Annotated in this window: 19 protein-coding genes; 14 read left to right on the top strand and 5 right to left on the bottom strand. The window is 61.5% G+C overall.

The window, feature by feature from the left end:
• The first annotated feature begins 2 nt into the window (after positions 1–2).
• The 3 genes from B5F88_RS06605 to B5F88_RS06595 all read left to right on the top strand — a co-directional run bounded on the left by B5F88_RS06605 (position 3) and on the right by B5F88_RS06595 (position 6,646).
• Complete coding sequence (locus tag B5F88_RS06605) at positions 3–941, top strand: chemotaxis protein (protein WP_087343246.1); 939 nt, start codon at positions 3–5, stop codon at positions 939–941.
• Complete coding sequence (locus tag B5F88_RS06600) at positions 938–2,254, top strand: HDOD domain-containing protein (RefSeq protein ID WP_087343245.1); 1,317 nt, start codon at positions 938–940, stop codon at positions 2,252–2,254. The genes B5F88_RS06605 and B5F88_RS06600 overlap by 4 nt, the downstream gene beginning before the upstream one ends.
• Positions 2,255–2,368: 114 nt before the next feature.
• On the top strand, positions 2,369–6,646 hold the full coding sequence (locus B5F88_RS06595; protein ID WP_087343242.1) for an EAL domain-containing protein: 4,278 nt from the start codon (positions 2,369–2,371) through the stop codon (positions 6,644–6,646).
• Between the two features lie 40 nt (positions 6,647–6,686).
• Here B5F88_RS06595 and B5F88_RS06590 read toward each other — a convergent pair whose 3' ends face one another.
• The 5 genes from B5F88_RS06590 to B5F88_RS06570 are packed head-to-tail and all read right to left on the bottom strand — an operon-like array spanning position 6,687 to position 12,015.
• Entirely contained in the window at positions 6,687–7,907 is a 1,221-nt protein-coding gene (locus B5F88_RS06590; protein ID WP_087343239.1) for a hypothetical protein, read from the bottom strand.
• A gap of 16 nt (positions 7,908–7,923) precedes the next feature.
• Positions 7,924–9,159, bottom strand: a complete 1,236-nt coding sequence (locus B5F88_RS06585; protein ID WP_087343236.1) for a zinc ribbon domain-containing protein — start codon at positions 9,157–9,159, stop codon at positions 7,924–7,926.
• A 3-nt stretch (positions 9,160–9,162) separates the two neighbouring features.
• On the bottom strand, positions 9,163–10,086 hold the full coding sequence (locus tag B5F88_RS06580; protein WP_162612127.1) for a zinc ribbon domain-containing protein: 924 nt from the start codon (positions 10,084–10,086) through the stop codon (positions 9,163–9,165).
• A gap of 14 nt (positions 10,087–10,100) precedes the next feature.
• The gene (locus B5F88_RS06575) at positions 10,101–11,360 is read right to left on the bottom strand and encodes a zinc-ribbon domain-containing protein (RefSeq protein WP_087343229.1); all 1,260 of its coding nucleotides are present in this window, start codon (positions 11,358–11,360) and stop codon (positions 10,101–10,103) included.
• A gap of 1 nt (position 11,361) precedes the next feature.
• Positions 11,362–12,015: a protein kinase gene (locus B5F88_RS06570; protein ID WP_242959660.1), complete on the bottom strand. Its 654-nt coding sequence runs from the start codon at positions 12,013–12,015 to the stop codon at positions 11,362–11,364.
• Positions 12,016–12,204: 189 nt separating this feature from the next.
• Between B5F88_RS06570 and B5F88_RS06565 the strand changes: the two genes are divergently transcribed.
• From B5F88_RS06565 to B5F88_RS06515, 11 genes are all read left to right on the top strand, one after another.
• On the top strand, positions 12,205–12,630 hold the full coding sequence (locus tag B5F88_RS06565) for a helix-turn-helix transcriptional regulator (RefSeq protein WP_087343227.1): 426 nt from the start codon (positions 12,205–12,207) through the stop codon (positions 12,628–12,630).
• Positions 12,631–12,652: 22 nt separating this feature from the next.
• Positions 12,653–13,078, top strand: coding sequence for a helix-turn-helix transcriptional regulator (locus B5F88_RS06560; protein WP_087343224.1), 426 nt, complete (start codon positions 12,653–12,655; stop codon positions 13,076–13,078).
• Positions 13,079–13,120: 42 nt separating this feature from the next.
• Complete coding sequence (locus B5F88_RS06555) at positions 13,121–15,076, top strand: S-layer homology domain-containing protein (protein ID WP_087343222.1); 1,956 nt, start codon at positions 13,121–13,123, stop codon at positions 15,074–15,076.
• A gap of 155 nt (positions 15,077–15,231) precedes the next feature.
• Positions 15,232–15,954 (top strand): UMP kinase, encoded by a 723-nt coding sequence (gene pyrH / locus B5F88_RS06550; RefSeq protein ID WP_087343219.1) that lies wholly within the window; start codon positions 15,232–15,234, stop codon positions 15,952–15,954.
• 1 nt (position 15,955) lies between these two features.
• Complete coding sequence (frr, locus tag B5F88_RS06545; protein ID WP_087343216.1) at positions 15,956–16,510, top strand: ribosome recycling factor; 555 nt, start codon at positions 15,956–15,958, stop codon at positions 16,508–16,510.
• A gap of 93 nt (positions 16,511–16,603) precedes the next feature.
• The gene (locus B5F88_RS06540; protein WP_087343214.1) at positions 16,604–17,350 is read left to right on the top strand and encodes an isoprenyl transferase; all 747 of its coding nucleotides are present in this window, start codon (positions 16,604–16,606) and stop codon (positions 17,348–17,350) included.
• Positions 17,351–18,175 carry a phosphatidate cytidylyltransferase gene (locus B5F88_RS06535; RefSeq protein WP_242959659.1) on the top strand — a complete coding sequence of 275 codons (825 nt, stop codon included), beginning with the start codon at positions 17,351–17,353 and terminating at the stop codon, positions 18,173–18,175. It begins immediately after the preceding gene.
• 2 nt (positions 18,176–18,177) lie between these two features.
• Positions 18,178–19,320 (top strand): 1-deoxy-D-xylulose-5-phosphate reductoisomerase, encoded by a 1,143-nt coding sequence (locus B5F88_RS06530; protein ID WP_204246208.1) that lies wholly within the window; start codon positions 18,178–18,180, stop codon positions 19,318–19,320.
• Positions 19,321–19,335: 15 nt separating this feature from the next.
• On the top strand, positions 19,336–20,412 hold the full coding sequence (locus B5F88_RS06525) for a M50 family metallopeptidase (RefSeq protein ID WP_087343208.1): 1,077 nt from the start codon (positions 19,336–19,338) through the stop codon (positions 20,410–20,412).
• Between the two features lie 11 nt (positions 20,413–20,423).
• Complete coding sequence (gene ispG / locus B5F88_RS06520) at positions 20,424–21,461, top strand: flavodoxin-dependent (E)-4-hydroxy-3-methylbut-2-enyl-diphosphate synthase (protein ID WP_087343205.1); 1,038 nt, start codon at positions 20,424–20,426, stop codon at positions 21,459–21,461.
• Positions 21,462–21,476: 15 nt separating this feature from the next.
• Positions 21,477–21,759 (top strand): hypothetical protein (locus B5F88_RS06515; protein ID WP_140402071.1); only part of this gene is annotated, 283 nt, incomplete at its 3' end.

Raw genomic sequence — 21,759 nt, 5'->3', positions numbered from 1 at the left:
GAATGGGAAAAGACGGTATTTTGCTGGAAACCGGTACCAATGAGATTGAAATCATGGAATTTACCATTGATGACAATCTCTTTGGGATCAATGTGGCTAAGGTGCGGGAGATCATGATGTCCGCCGAGGTTAAGCCGATGCCTCATGTCCACCCGGCGGTGGAGGGGATTTTCAAGCCCCGTGACATCGTGATCACTGTGGTAGACCTGCCCAAGTACCTGAGCAATCAGGAATGCGAGAAAAAGCCATCGGACCTGTTCATTGTCACCAATTTCAACCAGATGTATGTGGCCTTCCGGGTACAGAAGGTGGTGGGGATCAGCCGGATCTCCTGGCGGGACATCCAGAAGCCGGATAACACCATTTCCGGCGGCGCCGACGGGGTGACCACCGGCATCGCCCAGTGTGGGGACGATCTGGTAAGCATCCTGGATTTTGAACGCATCGTGGCGGAGATCGCCCCGGAAACCGGCATCCAGATGAGCGAGGTAGAGGCCCTGGGCACACGGGACCGGAACGAGAACCCCATCTGGGTGGCGGAGGACTCCATTCTGCTGACCCAGATGATCCGCAACGCACTGGTGCGGGCCGGCTATGATAATGTATCCATGTTTCCCAATGGAGCAGAGCTGTGGGAGGCACTGGAGCGGCTGGAGGGGGAGCCCAACCTGGAGGACCATGTGGCGCTGATCATCACGGATCTGGAGATGCCGCAGATGGACGGACACCGCCTGACCAAGCTGATTAAGAGCAGTGAGAGATTCCGGAAAATACCGGTTGTGATTTTCTCCTCGCTGATTACAGAAGAAATGCGGCGCAAAGGTAAAGAAGTGGGAGCCGACGAACAGCTGAGCAAGCCTGAGATCGGCCATCTGATCGGCATACTGGATACCCTTCTGGAAAAGCGGGGCATTGCGAGGGAAAGGGAGAATGGCAAATGAGCAGCAGCAAGTATATCGTCCGTCAACCTATTAAGGACACGGAGAATCATATCCTGGGCTATGAGATTCAGTATTACGGGGAAAATTACGCGTTCAGCGGCGGCGACCCCCAGAGCAGAGGCAATGAGTTCGCCGCGGCGGATACCATCTACAACTTTCTGACGCTGAATACCGACAAGTTGCTGCGGGGTTCTCTGAATTTTATGACCTTCACCACCACGCTGCTGATGAAAAAGACCCCCCGGCTCTTTGACAAGGGAGAGCTGGTGATCCAGATCGACGACAGCGTGATTATCCACCCCCTGGCCATGCATATGATCAACCAGTATGCCAAGGAGGGCTATCAGATCGCCGTCAATGAGTTCCAGTTTGCCCCCCGCTATCTGGCCATCATGGACAGCATCGACTACATCAAGCTCAACTTCCGGGATACCCCGGAGATGACCCTGAAGAATATCATCGAGATCGCCCACAGCATGAATAAAAAGTGCATCGCGGTGAACATCGACCGGGAGGAGCTCTATCAGCGGGCCATCAAGCTGAAGGTGGACGCTATGGAGGGTACCTTCGTGGCGGAGAAGATGACCGCCAAGACTCACAACAGCGGTTACATGCAGAGCAACTTCTTCCGGCTGATGGTGGCGGTGCTTCGGGACGAGCCGGACGTGGAGGAGATCGAGCAGATCATCTCGGTGGACGCCACGCTGGCCTATGGCCTGCTGAAGATCGCCAACTCCCGCTACTTCTCTCTGCGCAGCAAGGTAACCACGGTCCGGCAGGCCATCATGACGGTGGGCCTGAACGAACTCAAGCAGTGGGTCTATCTGCTCAGCGCCAGCAACGCTGAGAACCCGATGGACGAGGGCGCCGAGGAATTCCTGCGCCTGTCCTTTATGCGGGCCAACTTCTGCAGCAGCCTGATGAACTATGCCAAGGACCTGCCCATCACCAAGCCGGAGGCCTATCTGATGGGTATGTTCTCCACCCTGAACTACCTGATTGACGCGCCTCTGGAGGAGATTCTGGGACAGATCCCCATGCGGGACGAGGTGAAGGAGGCTCTGCTCCACCACACCGGACGTTGCGGCATGCTGTATGATCTGGCCCTTTCCTATGAGCGGGCGGACTGGGAGCAGATTGATTCGCTGGCCGAGCAGCTGGGCATTCCCACCAATCTGTTGACCAGTCTGTACTTCAGCTGCATGGAGGAGGTCAACCGGATCTGGAGCGAGCTGACCCAGCAGACGCCGGGACAGGAGGAGGCTGGGGAGAAGGCCGAAGAGATGGCAAGCGAGACGCCCAGCGAAGAATAAGATATATGCAGCCGCCGGACATACCTATACCGCGCACGTCGGTATGGCCGGCGGCTTTTTGATTGATCCGGCAAGGCGGCCAAGCGCTTTGGCTGGCGGAAGGAGGACGGTACCATGGATCGGGGACAAAATGAGGAAAGAATGGTGGAAGCACAGTTGGAAGTGCTGCGCTTTTTGAGCGATAGCACGGACGACTACCTGTTTCTGCTGGAATTCCGTCAGGGTCGGCTCTACTTTCCGGGTCAGATCTGGGAGAAATACCCGTTGCATAAGCGGGGGGAAGACTGGTGTACGGTAGAGGATTGGGTCCAGATCGTGTATGAACGGGACCGGCCCGCGCTGGTGGCGGACCTGGAGGAGCTGTGCAAGCGCTCCAAGCCGGAGCACGATATGGAGTACCGTCTGGTGGACCGGGAGGGGAAGCTGGTATGGGTCAACTGCCGGGGCCGCTGCCAGATGGACAGCAAGGGTCAGCCGATATGCATGATCGGCCGGGTGTCGGATATGGTGCTGGAACAGAAGGTGGACCCGCTGACCGGGGCCTTCAACGGCTCGGAGCTGTCCGAGGAGATTGATGCCGTCCGCACCTCTGGCAAGCCGGGCTATCTGCTGCTGCTGGGGGTGGACAATCTCAAGCATATCAACCTCCGCCATGGCCGCAACCGGGGCAACAGCATCCTCCATGCGGTTATGGACACGCTGGAGCGTCAGGTGGCGCCCGGCCTGCGGATCTACCGGCTGAACGGAGACTGCTTCGCGGTAAATCTGCCGGCGGAGGACGAGAGTGAGGTGCAGCAGGTCTATGATCAGGTGAAGGACTGCCTGGCCCGGAATGACTGCACCATATCGGGGGGCGCCGTGGCCTACCACCGTTACGGCGGCGAGGATGCGGGCACCATTTACCAGTATGCGGAGGAGGCCCTGGACCGGGCCAAGCGGATGGGGAAGAACAACCTGGCCTTCTTTTCCTGGCGGGACTATGAGGAGAAGCTGTCCACCATCGAGCTGCAGGAGGAATTCAAGCAGAGCATTCAGAACGGGTTCCAGGGATTCTCCCTGCGCTACCAGCCCCAGGTCCGCTCCTGCAGCTATGACATTTACGGGGCGGAGGCCCTCCTGCGGTATGACTCGCCCACACGGGGCTCCATCAGCCCGGCGGACTTTGTCCCCCTGCTGGAGCAGACCGGCATGATCTGCCAGGTGGGCATGTGGGTGCTGGAGACCGCCATGGCCCAGTGCCTGCAGTGGCGGAAAACCGTGCCCAACTTCCATATCGGCGTCAATCTCTCCTATGTGCAGCTGGCTCAGCAGGGTATCACCCAGCAGATCCTGGACGCCCTCAACCGGGCGGGCCTGCCGGGGGACGCCCTGACGCTGGAAGTGACGGAGAACATGCAGCTGCAGGACTATCCCCACTTCAACCGCATCTTCTACCAGTGGAAACGGGCGGGCATCCAGATCTCCGTGGACGACTTTGGCACCGGCTATTCCAGCCTGAGCTATCTCAAGAGCCTGGAGATTGACGAGATTAAAATTGACCGCTGCTTTGTCAGCGGCATCCAGCACAGCGCCTATAACTACCGGCTGCTCAGCAATATGGTGGAGCTGGCCCGGGACTCCCAGATGCAGATCTGCTGTGAGGGCGTGGAGACCGAGGAGGAGCTGGCGGTGCTGGAGGAGCTACATCCCGATCTGCTGCAGGGCTTTTTCTTCCACCGGCCCTGTACGCCGGAGGAGTTTGACGAGCTGTATATCCGCACCAATACCCCGGAGCGGCAGGCCCAGATGGCCCACAGGGAGCAGATGTGCCAGCTGAAATGGGGGAAGCACCCCATGCCCGGCGACATGAGCCCCACTACGGAGAGCCTGGAGACCATTCTGGAATCCATGGATGAGATCATCTATGTCAGCGATCTGGCCAACCATGAGCTGTATTATCTCAACCCGGTGGGCTGCGGGCTGACGGGCGTGTATGATTACAAGGGCCAGAAGTGCTACAAGGTGCTGCAGGGGCGGAACAGCCCCTGCGAGTTCTGCACCAACGACCGGCTGACCAAGGACTCCTTCTATATTTGGGAGTGGGATAATCAGCTGCTCCATCGCCATTACATTCTGAAGGATAAGCTCATTGACTGGCGGGGCAAGACCTGCCGGCTGGAGCTGGCCATTGATGTCAGCGAGCGGGAAGTGCTCAGCAAGAGCGTCCGGGAGAAGCTGGACTTTGCGGAAAACGTGTTGGCCTGTGCCAAGACGCTGGTGGAGGAGCCCGACATGGAGCAGGCCACCCGGCACATGCTGGCGCTGCTGGGTGACTTCTATCAGGCGGACCGGGCCTATCTCTTCGAGCCCGTCCCCCACAGCAGGGAGCTGTGGAACAACACCTACGAGTGGTGCCAGAGCGGGGTGACTGCCCAGCGGGCCAATCTGCAGAATGTGCCCAGCGTGCTGCTGCGGCGGTGGTTCAATCTGTTTGAGCAGGACCAGTCGGTGGTGGTGCTTAACCTGGACGACTACCGGGAGAGCGACCCGGAGGAGTGGGAGAGCCTGGCCCGGCAGGGCATCCGCCGTATGATCGCCACCCCCATTCGCCGCCAGGGCCGTCTGTACGGCTTTTTGGGGGTGGATAACCCCCGCCATTGCATCGAGGATGACGCCATGATGCGGATGCTCACCATGTTCGTGGCCAACCGTTTCCGCCGCAACGAGGCGGAGAACCGGCTGGGCGAACTGCTGGAGCTCCACTACCAGGACGTGCTGAAGGAGACACGACTGGGCCTGTGGTTCCTCCGGCTTGACCCCAACAGCGGCCGGCGGGAACTCTTTGCCGACAAGACTATGCGCCAGGTGCTGGGGATGGAGAAGGAGCTGCCGCCCGAGGAGTGCTACCGCTACTGGTACGACCGCATCAACGGCGGCTACTACAACTATGTTTCCTCCGCCGTGGAGCGGATGGTCCAGACCGGCCAAGTGGTTCAGCTGGAGTATTCCTGGACCCATCCCACCCAGGGCGGGGTCATGGTGCGCTGCATCGGTATCCGCACCAAGGATTCCGACGGTATGATCTGCCTGGAGGGCTATCACCGGATCATCTCCGGGATGGAGCAGACCAAGGTGGTGCAGGATACAGACGCCGGCGAGGTCTTTGAGTTCAACGAGCGGAAGGGAACCATCTACTTCCATACCGGGCGAACCCTGCTGGCGGGGGAGAGCATCCACGAGGAGCATTTCCCCCAATGCTGGCTGGACCGGAAGATGGTCCATCCCCATTTTGCCAAACGATTCCGCGAATTGCTGCAAAACGTGCAGCAGTCGGCCGACCTGGACGGAGAGGAACTGCTGCTGCAGTCCAAGCAGGGCACCTACACCTGGTTTAAAATGGATATCCGCCATATGGGCTCCGGCGTTCAGGACCGGGATACTGTTCTGGTGCGGCTCAGCGCCGCCGACCATGAGCGGCTGATGGAACTGGAGAATATCCGTATCCGGGACTTCTACCGGGCCAGCCTGTCGGAGGCCATCGCCTATGCGGAGCTGGACCTGGAGAGCGAGCAGCTCAACGCCGCGGGCGGCCTGTGGGCCAGCTACGCCGAGCAATGCCGGCATTTGGACAGCGGAAGTGTGCTCCAGTTCATGATGGGGCAGGTGAGCGGTCAGGTGCGCCTGGAGGATCAGAACCTGTCCAGCACCACGGGCAGCAGCTGGAAGAGCCTGCTTGCCGACGAGGGGGGACAGACCTACCGCTTCCGCTACCAGCGGCTGCTGCACGGCCAGTGGCGCTGGGTGGAGCTGGTGGCCCATACGTTTCGGGAGGAATTTACCGAAAACGCCTATGCGCTGCTGTATCTGAAGGACAAGGACACCCAGATCCGGCGGGAGCTGGCCCAGCGGGACGCCGCCCGGCGGGATCCCCTCACCCAGGTATACAACCGCAACGCCTTCCGCAACGAGGTGGAGCAGTATATCACAGTGCCCGACGATGGACACTCAGGGGTGCTGATGCTGCTGGATATCGACAACTTCAAGTCCATCAATGACCGCTTCGGCCACATGGAGGGCGACAAGGTACTGAAGTACCTGACCAATCTGCTGCAAAAGACCTTCCGCAGCGGGGATCTGGTAGGCCGGCTGGGCGGCGATGAGTTTATGGTGTTCCTCAAAGGGTATGTCTGCCGGGCCACACTGGAGGAGCGGCTGAAGATCCTGGCGGAGGCGCTGCGGCAGTATGAGCAGCTGCCGATCAGCTGCAGCATTGGTATCACCCATGTTTCCAGCCGGGACTTTTCCTACGACGAGAGCCTGCGCCAGGCGGATACCGCCCTCTACCGGAGCAAGAAGGAGAACAAGGGCGGATACAGCTATGCTGAGGAGCAGGAAAAAACAGACGGAGTATAGAAAAAACCGGCAGCTGACCGAAGTCAGCTGCCGGTTTTTTCTATTCCGCACCCACTGCCCTGGACAGGTCCACGCTGTGGCCGCAGCGGTTGTCCACGTTGACGCCGTTGCCGGAGAAGGTGGTGCCGTCAAAGTATAAGGTCAGGTCGGTGGGCACGCTCATCAGCAGCACGGCGGTGCCGTTGTCGGTGAAGGTGTTGTCGAAGAAGCGGTCGTCGGAGGCGGACTGACCGGTGCTGTTGTAGAACAGGCCCACCTCATTGCCGGTGAAGGTACACTCGGTGACGTTTACCCAGGCGTTCCCCTGGGTCAGCAGACCATTTTTGTAGCCGGTGAAGGAGCAGCCGATGGCCCACACCTTGGTTAGGGCGGTGATGCCGGTGTTGGTTCCGTCCCCCACGAAGTCTATATCATAGAAGTAGTTGATCCAGTAGTATCCGCCCGTCTCCAGCATGGTGAGGCTGCCCTTCAGGACGGTGCGCTCCGCCCCGTCGGTATTGCCATGGAACTCGAAGGACCGGCACAGCTCCAGGTCCCCCTCATAGGTCACCGGAGGCAGGTAGAGAATCACCTCGTCGGCGGGATTGACCTGGGCGGCGATGTCGTCCATCAGGCTTTGCAGTTCCTCTAAAGTATCCATGGGGTAGTCCTGCCAGTGGTACTCGTGGGTGAGGATAAGGCTGATGTGGATGTTCTGACGCACCCGGATCATATCGCCGTTCATCATCTGAATGGTCCATACCACCTGGGGCTCCCCGGAGTTGCCTGTGAAGTCCAGGGAGGACACCATAGCGGCGTCGGGGGAGTAGTCCTCCCGGTGGCTGGGCTCCCCGGCCGCCAGGGGATCGGCGGCGTTCTCGTCCTGCACCACCTCCACCGTGACCTGTTCCACCAGGGGCTCAAATTCCGGCCAGGCGTCGGCGCCGGTGGCGGCGTCGTTGACATACCAGCGGGAGGGCCAGCGGTACTGCTCGTCCGGTGCGCCCTGCTGGTAGATATCGGGGGCGGGGGCGCACCGGTCGTTGGGCCAGGCCACCAGCAGCTGATAGGTCTTGTCCCCGCTCTCGTAGTACACCTCGCCCACCCCGTCAAACTCCTGGGGCACATAGGGGCGGTTGGCGTACCAGATCCCAAGCCCTGCGGCCAGCACCACCGCCAGGGCCAGCAGGCCCAGCAGCGCCTTTTTCCGCAGGGGGGTAGGAGTTCCCGTGTCCTTCCGGGGATGGACGTCTTTGGCGCAGTGGGGGCATTTGTGCTGCATGTTTCTCTATCTCCTTTTAGTCTAGGGTGGCCTGGGACAGGTCCGTGGGCTGGCTGCAGCGGTTGTCAATGCTCATCCGGTTGCCCTGGAACACGGAACCCTGGAAATTGAGCTTCACATCGGTGGGCACGTTGTCCAGCTGCACCCCCACGTCATTGCCCATAAAGACATTGTCGTTGAACATGGAGTGGTTGGCGTACGCTCCGTCGCTGTCGAAGCGGAAGCCGATGTTGTTGTACCGGAAGGTGCAGCCGATGACGTTGGCCCAGCTGGTGCCGTAGGCAAATACCCCGGTGTCCCAGCCGGTGAAGGTGCAGTTGGTGGCCCGGAAGGAGGCGGAACCGGAGAGCCCGGTGCCGCTGCCGTCGCCCATAAAATCCATGTCGTAAAAATAGGTGATGGAGCCGTAGTGGGTCAGCACCCGAACCGGGCCGGTGAAGGTGGTGCGGTTTCCGTCGGCGTCGGTAGAGCCGTAGAGGTTCAGGCTCTGATCCTGGAGGGTGACGCCCTCCTCATAGGTGACGGGAGGCAAATGCAGATTGATGATGGCCTCGTCGTTTCCAAACTGGGCGCCGATGCTGTCTATGAGGGCCTGAAGCTCCTCCGCGGTGTCCATGGGGTACTCCTCCGGGTAGTAGTCGTACACCGGGATGGGGATGATTTCATAGGTTTGCCGGAGATAGATGGTATCCCCGTTTTTCATTTGGAACGTCCACACCAGCTCCGCCGTACCGCTCTTACCGGTGTAGTCAATGAGGGAAATGAGGGGACACTCCGGTACGCCGGGATTGTAGGCGGGCTGGGAGCACGTCATGGGGGAGGGGCTGTCCTCCTGGCCCACAAAGGCCGCCGATACCGTCTCCACTTCTTCCAGAAAAGCCTGGGAGGCGTCCTGTCCGTCGCTGTTGTTGATAAACAGCCGGGCGGGCATCCGGTACTGGCCCTCCGGCTCCCCCTGAACCGAGACCGTGGGGGAGGGGACGTATCGGTCGGAGAACTGGCTCAGCAGAAGCTGGTAGTCCCTGTAGCGCACCTCCCCATAGCCGTCATAGCTTTTGGGGGAAAGGCTCAGCCACAGTCCTGCGCCCACGGCGGTGAGCACCGCCAGAAGCAGCAGGCCCAGCAGGGCCTTTTTCCGCAGGGGGATGGGCGCTGCCGCTTCCTTGCGGGGACGTGTAAACTGGGCGCAGTGGGGACAGAAGGAGGCGTTCTCCGGCAGATCCTCGCCGCACCACGGGCACTTGTGCTCCATCTGTTATCCTCCATTGCCCTGATAGTCCAGCATGGTGTAGCCCAGCAGGTTATAGTCCTTGTCCAGCAGCAGATAGCACCGCCACCGGCCTTCATTAGGCAGAAATTCCTCCAGCCGTTCGATTTCCCGGCACTGGCGCTCCGGCTCCGGGGAGTGGAGCAGAGCCCACAGGTGGTAAATCTGGGCGTCGTCCTCCCGGAGCACCGGGCCCTTTCCGGTGTTGTAGCCGCTCAGAAACCATACTGCTCCGGAACTTTCGATCTCCTCCGGCGGGATGTAGGTGGAAAAGTCCGCCTCCCAGTTGCCCTCGAAGGCGGCCAGCTGTTCCTCATAGAGTTCCGTGAAGTCGTAGTCGCAGGATACCACGTCGATCTGCCATTTCCTCTCCTCGATCTGGACGGGCTCCCCGATGAAGTAACCCATCAGGTGGGTGTTGCGGTCAAAGAGGAGGAGGCAGATCCGGGTGCCGGAGCTGCGGGCGTAGAAACTGCCCCGCTCCTCGTCGGTACCGGCGGCCCCCCGGGAGGCCACTAAGTTGGCCAGCTGGAAATTTTCCATAAGATAGTCGTCGATGTCGTCGCTGGTGGTGGAGGTGGTGGAGAAGTTGAGGCCGGCCAGCAGGGGGAAATACTCCCGCAGCAGGTCGGGGGTGACGGTAACCATACCGCTCTCATCCTCCTCCAGGATCACCGCCGTGGTGTCTCCGGCGGGGAGGCCGGCAGAGGGAGTTTCCCGCCCGAACCGGGCGTAAAGGCCTCCGGCCACAGCCAGGATAAGCACCAGTACCAGCGCCCATTTCAGCCCCTTCCGCCACAGGTGGGAGGGGATTTTTACCGGCTGGCGGTCCCGGATGCTCTGGGTGCAGCGGGGACAGAAGGAGGCGTCCTCGGGCAGAGGCGCGCCGCAATGAGGACAGTTGTGTTCCATAGAGCTCGTCCCTTTCATTCAAAGGTTGCATAGGAGATGTTGACGGGGTGGCCGGCGGGGTTGGAGAGATCCGCGTCGTTGCCTGCAAACCGGCAGCCGTCGAAATAGAGGGTCTTGTCGCCCGGCACCCGGAGCAGCTCCACGGCGGTGCCGTTGTCCAGGAAGGCGTTGCCCTCAAAGCGGCTGGCATTGACATAGCTGCCGCCGCTGTCAAAGCGGAAACCCACCTTGTTATGCTCAAAGAGGCAGCCCACCGGGTCTGCCCAGTCCTCTCCGCCGATGAGAAGGCCGGTATCCCAGCCGGAGAAGCCGCAGTCCTCCACGTGACAGTCGGCCTCCACCGTGAGGCCCGTGCCGGTGCCGCTTCCCTGGAAGTCGATGTACTGAATGAACCCCTGGGGGTCCTTTTCAGGCTTGTACACCACCGGGCCCAGGAAGGTGGTGCGCATATTGTGCTCACCCAGGGAGCCGTAAAGGTTGATGGTGCGCCCGTCGATGGTGAGGCCCCCCTCATAGGCCACCGGGGGCAGATGGAGATGCACCACCGTGGGCAGAGGGACCTCCGCCTGGATCTGCTCCACCAGGGCCTGGAGCTCCTCAATGGTGTCCATGGGCCAGTCCTCCGGGTAGTAGTGGAGGGAGTCCACCGGCGCGAGATTCATCCTCTGCCGCAGGATAATGGTATCCCCGTTTTTCATGTGAATGGTCCACGCAATCTCCGCCGGACCCCGGCTTTGGCCGGTGAAGTTGAGTACGGAGAGGAGCAGCCCCTCGGTGGCGGGATCATTCTGAAACTCCGGCTGGAGCCAGGTGACAGGGGAGGGGGAGTCCTCCGGCTGGGTCACCTGGACGTAGGCAGAGTCGATCTGCTGATTGAACATTTGTCCCGCGTCCATCCCGGAGTCCACATGGGTGATGAACAGCTTGGCCGCCCGGTCATAGCGGCCCTCCGCCTCCGTCTGCACGGTATACTCCGCCTCCGGGGCGCCGTCGTTGCGGAAGGTGACCGCCAGATGGTAGTCGTTTCCGTCCAAAGGATAGGTCAGTTCGCCCCAGGCGTCATACACATTGGGGGTCACATAGCTGTATATGGCAGCCGCCAGCAGCACCAGCGCCACCAGAACAGCGGCGTATCCCAGCCCCTTCCGCCACAGGTGGGAGGGGACCTTCACCGTCTGCCGGGGCCGGATATGTTCGGCGCAGAAGGGACAAAAAGCGGCGTCATCCGGCAGGGAGACGCCGCAGTGGGGGCAGGGTCTGGTCTTGCCGGTCATGCTACAGGGCCTCCATCAGCCGCAGCACGTTTTTGTACCGCCGCTGGGGGTTGACATGGGTACACCGGTCCACGATGTGGCCCATTTTCCCCTCCGCCAGCTTTTTGGAGGGGTGCTCTCCGGTGAGCATCACGTTGATGAGGATACCCACCGAGTAGATGTCGGTGCGCAGGTCGGACTGGGACAGGCCGTACTGCTCCGGGGCGGCGAAGCCGGTGGTGCCCAGAATCTGGGTGTCCATCTCGTGCTCCGGCTTGTGGAGCCGGGCGGCGTCAAAGTCGATGAGCACCGCCTCAGACCCCCGGAGGATGATGTTTTCCGGCTTCACATCCCGGTGGACCGCCCCGATGGAGTGGAGCACCCACAGGGCCCGGCACACCTGGATGACGATTTTCCGGGTCTCCTCCGGGGTGAACAGGGCGTCCTGCAGCAAAAAACCCAGGGTGTCCCCCTGGATCAGCTCTTCCAGAACCAGATTTTGGTCTCCCTGACAGGCCACCTCATATACGGTGGGCAGGTTGGGGCAGGTGTAGTCCAGCAGCTTTTGATAGACCTCCGGGTTGCCGGTGAACTGCCGGAGGATGAAGTCCCGGCCGGTGGTTTTGTGGCGGACCACCCGCACGCTCCCCCGGGAACTCTCCTTGATCAGCCGCACCTGGTCAAATTCCTGGCGCAGCGCGCGTTCAAACCAGGTATAAATGTCGATCTCCCTCCCAGAAAAAACCGAAAACCCTATGCAGCGGGCATATTGCAATAAGATGGCAAATGATGTAGATTTATTATATACAAAATCACTAAAAAAGTAAAGGGCAGGAAGGACACAGGAAAAGAAAGGAAGTTTTTCATGCAGGAGAAATCCACCGACGATCTGCGCCAGGAGCTGATGGAGCGGCCGGATCTGGATACCTATCTGAAAGAAAACCAGGCCAGCTTTGTGCAGGACGACATTACCGGCCAGCTGGCCGCCTATTTCGAGCGGGGGAACCAGTCCAAGGCGGCCCTGGCCCGGAAGGCGGGTATGAGCGAGGTATATCTTCATCAGGTATTTTCCGGACGGCGCAAGCCCTCCCGGGACCGGCTGCTCTGCCTGTGCGTGGGCATGGGTCTCAACCTGGAGGAGACCCAGCGGATGCTCAAGCGGGCCGCCTGCGCCCCCCTGTACCCCAAGCTCCGGCGGGACGCCATTGTGACCCACGGCATTCTCCACGGGCTCAGTCTGAACGAGATCAACGACAAGCTCTTTGTGGAAAATGAAAAAACCCTGTATTGACCCAGGAGAGGGGGCGGCGGCTGTGGTGGAAAAAAGCACGGGAGATCTGCAGCAGGGACTGATGGAGGAGCCGGATCTGAATACCTACCTGAAGAAGAACCGGCCCTACTTTTTTGACGGCCAGCTTCCCCAGCTGCTGGCGGAGATCTACCGCAGGCGGCATATCTCCAAGGCGGCCCTGGCCCGGCAGGCGGGTATGAGCGAGGTGTATCTCCATCAGGTGTTCTCCGGCCGGCGGGTACCCTCCCGGGACCGGCTGCTCTGCCTGTGCATCGCCATGGGGACCACCCTGGAGGAGACCCAGCAGCTGCTGCTGCGGACCGCCTATGCCCAGCTGTATCCCCGGCTCCGGCGGGACGCCGTCATCAGCCACGGCCTGGTCCACGGAAAGACCTTGGCCGAGATCAACGAGGCCCTGACAGCGGCGGGGGAAAAAACCCTCTTTTAGACAGCTACCCTGTGAGAACTGATAAAGTGAGGTTGAGACGAGATGAAACAAAAACTGCTTACGATGCTCCTGGCCCTTGTCCTGGCCGTGGTCCTGCTGCCGGTGATTGCCCTGGCGGAGGAAACCGGGGATGTGACTGGCGGAGGGGACGAACTCCAGACTACGACCGAAACGCCTTCTCAGGAGGTCACGCCCACTCCGACTGTGACACCTACGCCCACTCCGACCGTGACACCTACGCCCACTCCGACTGTGACACCTACGCCAACCCCGACTGTGACGCCTACGCCCACTCCGACCGTGACGCCTACGCCCACTCCGACTGTGACGCCTACGCCCACTCCGGCTGTGACGCCTACGCCTACTCCGACTGCGACGCCTACCCCCACGCCTACCCCCACGCACAACACGGGTAGCAGCCAGAACCTGGGCAACATCAGCCGCAGCGAGGCTCAGTCCAGATACGGCATTTCCCTGAGCGCCACGTCGGTTGATTTTGGCACCAGCTACCTGAAGTCAGAGGTGCCGTCGCAGTATGTCACCCTCACCAATAACAGCAGTGTGCCCATCCTGGTCTGGGACACGGACGTCATCCCGGAGTCGGTAGAGGGCGTGATCTCCGCTTCCGCCTCCACCGACATCGTGCGTCCCGGTGACTCTATTCGGGTCTCGGCGCATCTGCGTACCAACCAGGTGTGCTCCGGCACCGCCTCGGTCAACCTGATGATCATTCTGGATCCCTACACCGGCATTTGGATCGGAAGCGGTGGAATTGGCATAGGGCCGGCGGGGGATTACTTCACCCTGACCGATGCCTTTACCGTGCGCTACAATGTGGAGGGCTTCGCGGACTCGGGCAGCGAGGGCTTCAGCCTCAGCACCGGCAGCCTGGACTTTGGCACCCAGAACAGCGAGGCGAATCGCTGGGATGTGGAGAAGACGATTACGATTACCAACACGGGCAAATTCCCCTTCCGGCTGGATTGCCAGATCGAGGACGGGGACGGAACGGACGGGGAAACCGCCACAGATATCTTCTGGTGCAGAGAAGGGTGGCGCCTTGAACCCGGGGAGAGCGACACCATCAAGGTCGGGCTGGGAGGCAGCACAAAAACGCCCGGCACCGTAACAGGCAAGCTCAGGGTCACCGCGACCTATCTGGCGGGTGATATCGGGCAGAGCCAGGATGTGGAGAAGAGCCAGACCGTGGATCTGTCGGTCAAATTCCTCAGCAATGGCGGCTATCTGGTCAAAAACCTGAACAGCGGAACTGTCTATGGCTCCACCATTGGGCCGGACGGCCAGAAGGTCAAGACCATGGAGGTGAAGGAGGGGGGCAGCGCCACCCTGAAGTTTGTAGCCAATCCGGGCTATCACCTGCTCAACGTCTACGTGGACGATACATGCCTGGGCCCGGTGGACAGCTATACCTTCCAGAACGTCCGGGAAAATCACACCTTCAAGCCGGTCTTTGGCGTGGGCGCCGGGCCCTCCTCCTGGGCGGTGAAGCAGGTGAGCCAAGCGGTGGACGCCGGGCTGGTGCCCGATAATCTCCAGACCCAGTACACCAAGACTGCTACCCGGGCGGAGTTCTGCGCCCTGGCGGTGGAGCTGTACGAGACGGTCAAGGGGGCCGAGATTACCGAGCGGGCCACCTTCTCCGACACTTACGACGTGAACGTGCAGAAAATGGCTGCTCTGGGCGTGGTCAACGGCATTGGCAACGGCAAGTTCAACCCAGACGGCCAGCTGACCCGGGAGCAGGCGGCCACCATGCTGGCCCGGCTGGCAGAGGTGATCGGCAAACCGCTGACCGCCTCCGCCCCCACCTTTGCCGATAACGACGCTATCTCCAGCTGGGCCTTCGACGCGGTGGGCCAGGTGAAGGGGGCTGGTATCATGGACGGTATCGGCGGCAACACCTTCTCCCCCCAGCAGCCCTACACCAGGGAGCAGTGTATGATGACTACCCTGCGGATGTATGAGCAGATGAAGTAACCCAGTGCAAAAAAGGAGCGGGTTTTCCCGCTCCTTTTTTGCGTGTGGGGAAGAATCCGAATAATTTGTAAAAACTTTGGCCTAACTACTAGGCAAATGTGGAAAACTATATTAAAATGAGGTGGACTGAAATACCATATGAAGGGGTTGGAATTATGAGTCAGGCGCAGTACAAACGGGTGCTGCTGAAGCTCAGCGGCGAGGCGCTGGCAGGCGCGGCCAGCCGCGGGCTGGACTTTGACGTAATCGGAAGCGTCTGCGACGTGATCAAGAAATGCGTGGAGCAGGGCGTGCAGGTAGGCATCGTGGTGGGCGGCGGCAATTTCTGGCGGGGCCTGAAGGACGGCGGCGACCGGATGGAGCGCACCCGGGCCGACCATATGGGGATGCTGGCCACCACCATCAACGCCCTGGCTGTGGCCGACGTGCTGGAGCAGAAGGGCGTGGACGTGCGGGTGCAGACCGCCATTGAGATGCGCTCCGTGGCGGAGCCCTATATCCGCTCCAAGGCCATCCGGCACATGGAGAAGGGCCGGGTGGTGATCTTCGGCTGCGGCACCGGCAATCCCTTCTTTTCCACCGATACCGCGGCGGTCCTCCGGGCGGCTGAGATCGACGCCGACGCCATTCTGCTGGCCAAGAATATCGACGGGGTGTACTCCGCCGATCCCAGGAAGGACCCCAATGCGGTGAAGTTCGATACCATCACCTACGACGATATCCTGGCCCGGCATCTGGAGGTGATGGACTCCACCGCCACGTCCCTGTCCATGGACAACAAAATTCCTGTGATCCTGTTCGCCCTCAAGGACCCGGAGAACATCCTGCGGGTGGTTATGGGCGAAAAAATAGGAACCATCGTCAAGGAGGAACCGTGAAATGAAAGAAGTCAACAAGGAATTCGATGCAAAGATGCAGAAAACCATTGATGTGGTCATGAGCGATTTCGCCAGCGTCCGGGCCGGACGTGCCAACGCCGCGGTGCTGGATAAGATTACGGTGGACTACTACGGCGCCCCCACCCCCCTGAATCAGGTGGCCGCCATCTCCTCTCCCGACCCCCGCTCCCTGATGATCCAGCCCTGGGACGGCACCCTGCTCAAGGCCATTGAGAAGGCCATCCAGACCTCTGATCTGGGCATCAACCCCCAGAACGACGGCCGGGTGATCCGCCTGTCCTTCCCCCAGCTCACCGAAGAGCGCCGTAAGGAGCTCACCAAGCAGGTGCGCAAATACGGGGAGAACGGCAAGGTGGCCATCCGCAACATCCGCCGGGACGCCATGGAGAAGTTCAAGGCCATGGAGAAGAAGTCGGAGATTACCGAGGACGACCGGAAGGACTACGAAAAGGAGCTTCAGGACATCACCGAGAAGCGCTGCAAGCAGATCGACGAGCTCACCGCCAAGAAGGAAAGCGAACTGATGGCGGTGTAAGCCGCAAGGCAACCACCTGTTACGGTGCGGGGCGCCTCCTGGTGTCCCGCACCGGCATCTTAATTGGAACAAGGATCGGATAGGATACAAGCTATGGCTTTTTTAAAACCAAAGGAGGACACGGCGGCCCAGGTGGATTTTGACCATCTGCCCCGCCATGTGGCCATCATCATGGACGGCAACGGCCGGTGGGCCAAGCGGCGGGGACTGCCCCGGACGGCGGGCCACGCCGCCGGCGCGGAAACCTTCCGTACCATCGCCACCTACTGCAAGAACATCGGGCTGGACTATTTGACGGTGTACGCCTTCTCCACGGAGAACTGGAAACGGCCTCTGGAGGAGGTCTCCGCCATCATGGGCCTGCTGAAGAAATACCTGCTGGAGTCCATTGAGAAGATGGAGCGGGATCAGATCAGGCTCCACTTTTTCGGGGATCTGTCCCCGCTGCCCGCCGAGCTGCGGGAGATGTGCGGCCGCACCGACGCCATCTCCCAGCGGTACGACGGCATGCAGGTCAACGTGTGCCTCAACTACGGGGGCCGGGACGAGATCGTGCGGGCGGCCCGGGCCTTTGCCGCCGACTGCGCGGCGGGGAATACCACGCCGGAGCAGCTGACGGAGGAGGGCTTTTCCCAATACCTCTACTCCGCCGGGGTGCCCGACCCGGACCTGGTGATCCGGCCCAGTGGGGAAATACGGATTTCCAACTTCCTGCTGTGGCAGTCGGCCTACGCCGAGTTCTACTACACCGACGTGCTGTGGCCCGATTTTTCCAAGGAAGAACTGCACAAGGCGCTGGCGGCCTATCAGGGCCGTTCCCGCCGCTTTGGAGGTGTGTGAGTGGTCAAGCGAGTTATGGTGGCGGTGATCTTCATTCCGCTGCTGCTTCTGGCGATCTACTGGGTATCTCCGATGTACCCCATGATCCTGCCGGTGATCATCTCCGGCCTGTCCATGATCGCGGTGCATGAGGCCCTGTGGTCCACCAGCTTTCTCAAGCATCCCCGCATTTCCGGCTATTCCATCATTATGGCGGGCCTGCTCCCCTTCTGGGTGTACTACAGCGGCGCATCCCTGCCCATCCTGTGCGGGCTGTTTATCTACGTGGTGCTGCTGTTCTGCGAGGCCATTGCCAGCCACAAGCGCATCGGCCTGGAGAAGATGGGAGGGGCCTTTTTCCTCACCGTGGTCATCCCCTTTTTCCTCTCCTCCTTCCTGCGCATCCGGCTGATGGACCAGTGGCGGGCGCTGGTGATCCTGCCCCTGGTCATCGCCTTTGTCAGCGACGCCTTCGCCCTGTTTGCCGGCATGGCCTTCGGCAAGCACAAGCTGGCCCCCGAGCTCTCCCCCAAAAAGACGGTGGAGGGGGCGGTAGGCGGCTTTTTTGGGGCGGTGGTGTGTACGGTGCTCTATGGCGCCGTTCTCCAGTTCGGGTTTGACCTGAAGGTGCATTACCTCCTGCTGGCCCTGTACGGGGCCCTGGGCAGCGTGGTGTCCCAGCTGGGGGACCTGTCCTTTTCCTATATCAAGCGGGAGTACGGGATCAAGGATTTCGGCAACATCTTTCCCGGCCACGGCGGGGTGCTGGACCGCTTTGACAGCGTGATCTTCTGCGCCCCCCTGGTGGAGCTGCTGCTTCACATCCTGCCCGCTGTGGGAGGCTGACTATGAGCAAATGTATTTCTCTGTTGGGTTCCACAGGGTCCATCGGGCGGCAGTCACTGGAGGTGATTGCCGCCTGTGGCATGACTGTGGCCGCCCTCACCGCCAACCGGGACGTGAAGCGGCTGGAGGAGCAGTGCCGCCAGTTCCGGCCGGAGCTGGCGGTGATGATGGACCCCGCCGCCGCGGCCGACCTGCGGACCCGGCTGGCCGACACCCCCATCCGGGTGAGTTCGGGGATGGAGGGCCTCATTGAGGCGGCCACCCTGGAGAGGGCGGACACCGTGCTCACCGCCGTGGTGGGTATGGTGGGCCTGCGGCCCACCCTGGCCGCCATCCGTCAGGGCAAGCGGATCGCTTTGGCCAACAAGGAGACCCTGGTTTGCGCCGGGGAGCTGGTGATGGAGGCCGCCGACGCCCACGGCGCGGAGATCGTGCCGGTGGATTCCGAGCACTCCGCCATTTTCCAGTGTCTCCAGGGCAGCCGGGACCGGCGCGAGGTGAAGCGCCTGATCCTCACTGCCTCCGGCGGCCCCTTCTGGGGCTGGGAGAAGGAAAAGATTGCCTCCGCCACGGTGGAGCAGGCTCTGAAGCACCCCAACTGGTCCATGGGGGCCAAGATCACCGTGGACTCGGCCAGCCTGATGAACAAGGGCCTGGAGTTTATCGAGGCTATGCGGCTCTACCGCCTGCCCCCGGAGAAGATTTCCATTGTGGTTCACCGGGAGAGTATTGTACACTCTCTGGTGGAATACTGTGACAACGCCATCCTGGCCCAGCTGGGGGTGCCGGACATGCGCCTGCCCATCCAGTACGCCCTCACCTGGCCCGCCCGGACGGCGGCGGTGGCAAAGCCCCTGGACCTGCTGACCTGTCCGCCCCTTACCTTCCACGCCCCGGACTACGACGCCTTCCCCTGCCTGTCCCTGGCGCTGGCGGCCGCCCGTACCGGCGGCACCGCCACCGCGGCCCTCAACGGGGCCAATGAGGCGGCGGTGGCCCTGTTCCTGGCGGGAAAGATCTCCTTCGGAGAGATCGCCCAACGGGTGGAGCACGCCCTGGCCACGGTGCCGGTGGCTCAAAGGCCGGAACTGGAGGACGTGCTGGCCGCTGATCAGGCCGCCCGCCGGGCGGCGGAAACCCTTTGACGCATTGAGGTGCCTATGACCATCTTTTCCATTGTACTCATCATCCTGTTTTTCGGCCTGCTCATTGCCATCCATGAGTTTGGCCACTTTGTGGCCGCCAAGAGCCTGGGGGTGCGGGTGAACGAGTTTGCCATCGGCATGGGACCCGCCCTCCTGTCCCGGCAGAAGGGGGAGACCACCTACTCCCTCCGGCTGTTTCCCATCGGCGGCTTCTGCGCCATGGAGGGGGAGGAGGAGTCCTCCGACGACCCCCGCTCCTTCCACAACAAGCCCTTTTGGAAAAAGTTCATCATCCTGGTGGCCGGGGCCTTTATGAACTTTGTGGCGGGCCTGGTCATCATTCTGGTGATCTTCTTCCTGGCGGGCAGTCCCGCCGCCCCGGTGTTCACCGGTGTGATGGAGGGGGCGGAGGAGGTGCTGGACACCGGCCTGCACCCCGGCGACCGGTTCTACACCATCGACGGCCACCGCATCTACTTCCAGAGCGACGCCATGATCTACCTGCAGCGGGCGGGAGGGGACGTGGACGTTACGGTGGTCCGGGACGGGGAGAAGGTGGACCTGGGCGTAATCTCCCTGCCTTACCGCCCGCTCACCGATGAGAACGGCCAGCAGGTGGAAAAGCGGGGCATCTACGTGGGAGAGTTCCTGGAGGACACGGTATTTACCCGTCTGCAGAACAGCTGGTATCAGGCCATTGACTACGTGCGCATGGTGTGGATGGGCCTGGGAGATATCTTTACCGGCGCGGTGGGCCTCAAGGACATGTCCGGGGTCATCGGTATCACCGCCGTGGCCGGCGAGGTGGGCCAGGCGGGAGCCGAGGCGGCGGGCCTGTTCGGCGCGGTGATCAACCTGCTGGACTTCACCGCCCTCATCGCCATCAACCTGGCGGTGATGAACCTGCTGCCCATCCCCGCCCTGGACGGCGGGCAGATCTTCCTGCTCCTCGTCAACGGGGTCTACCACCTGTTCAGCAAAAAGTATATCGACCAGAAATATCTGGGCTACGTCAACGCGGCGGGCTTTATCTGCCTGATTGCCCTGATGATTCTGGTGGCCATCAATGATGTAAACAGGTTCATCCTGTAGGAGGCAATTTCGTGACCAGACAGATTTTTGTAGGAGGCGTCCCCGTCGGCGGGGGCGCCCCTGTTACCATACAGTCCATGACCAATACCCCCACCGACGATGTGACCGCCACCGTGGCGCAGATCCGGCGGCTGGAGACCGCCGGCTGTCAGATCATCCGGGTGGCGGTGCCCGATATGGCCGCCGCCAAGGCGGTGGGGGCCATCAAGGCGCAGATCCACATTCCTCTGGTGGTGGATATCCACTTTGACTACAAGCTGGCCCTGGCCTGCGTGGAGGCCGGGTGCGACGCGGTGCGCATCAATCCGGGCAACATCGGCGGAGCCGACCGGGTGAAGGCGGTGGCGGAGGCCTGTAAGGCGAAAAAAATCCCCATCCGCATCGGGGTCAACGGAGGCTCTCTGGAAAAGCCCCTGCTGGCCAAGTACGGCGGGGTCACCCCGGAGGCCCTGGTGGAGTCCGCCTTCGGACATATCGCCCTGCTGGAGCAGTACGACTTCCACGACATCTGCGTGTCCCTCAAGTCCTCCAGCGTGCCGGTGACCATGGCGGCCTACAGGCTGATGAGCGAACAGAGCGACTACCCCTTACATCTGGGCGTCACCGAGACGGGCACCATCCGCATGGGCACCCTGAAGTCGGCCATCGGCATCGGGGGCCTGCTGGCCCTGGGTATCGGGGACACCATGCGGGTGTCCCTGTCCGCCGATCCGGTGGAGGAGGTGCTGGCGGCCCGGGACATCCTGAAGGCCGCCGGCCTGCGACGGGAGGGGGCCGACCTGATCTCCTGCCCCACCTGCGGCCGCACCCGCATCGACCTCATCGCCTTGGCCAATGAGGTGGAGGAGCGGCTGAAAGCCGTGGAAAAGCCCATCACCGTGGCGGTGATGGGGTGCGTGGTCAACGGCCCCGGCGAGGCCGCCGCCGCCGATGTGGGCATTGCCGGAGGCAACGGGGATGGCCTGCTGTTTCGCAAGGGGGAGATCGTGAAAAAGGTGCCCCAGGACCAACTGGTGGATGAGCTGTTTGCCCTCGTGGACCAACTGTAAGCAGGAGCGTGTCATATGCCAGAAGCACAAAAGATCCCATTTCTAAAATTGTTTTCCGCCTGGAAGCCGGGGGAGGAGCTGGCCGGCCTGGTGTCGGGCTACCTGGTGACCCGGGCGGTGATCGACAAGCATACCCGGTCCATCCGGGCCAGCGTGGAGTGCCCCACCCAGCCGGGGGAGGAGCTGCGCCGCACCATTGAGCGCAGTCTGTCCCTCACCTACCGGGTGGAGCAGGTGGAGCTGGAGGTGGCGGGCCAGCCCGAGGCCGTCCCCGCCCCCGCCGCCGAGCCCATTCCCG

This window comes from Flavonifractor sp. An306 (assembly GCF_002159455.1).
In the GTDB taxonomy this organism is placed as follows: domain Bacteria; phylum Bacillota; class Clostridia; order Oscillospirales; family Oscillospiraceae; genus Flavonifractor.
Note: the sequence above shows the minus strand (reverse complement) of the source record. Positions and strands in the feature narration are given on the sequence as shown.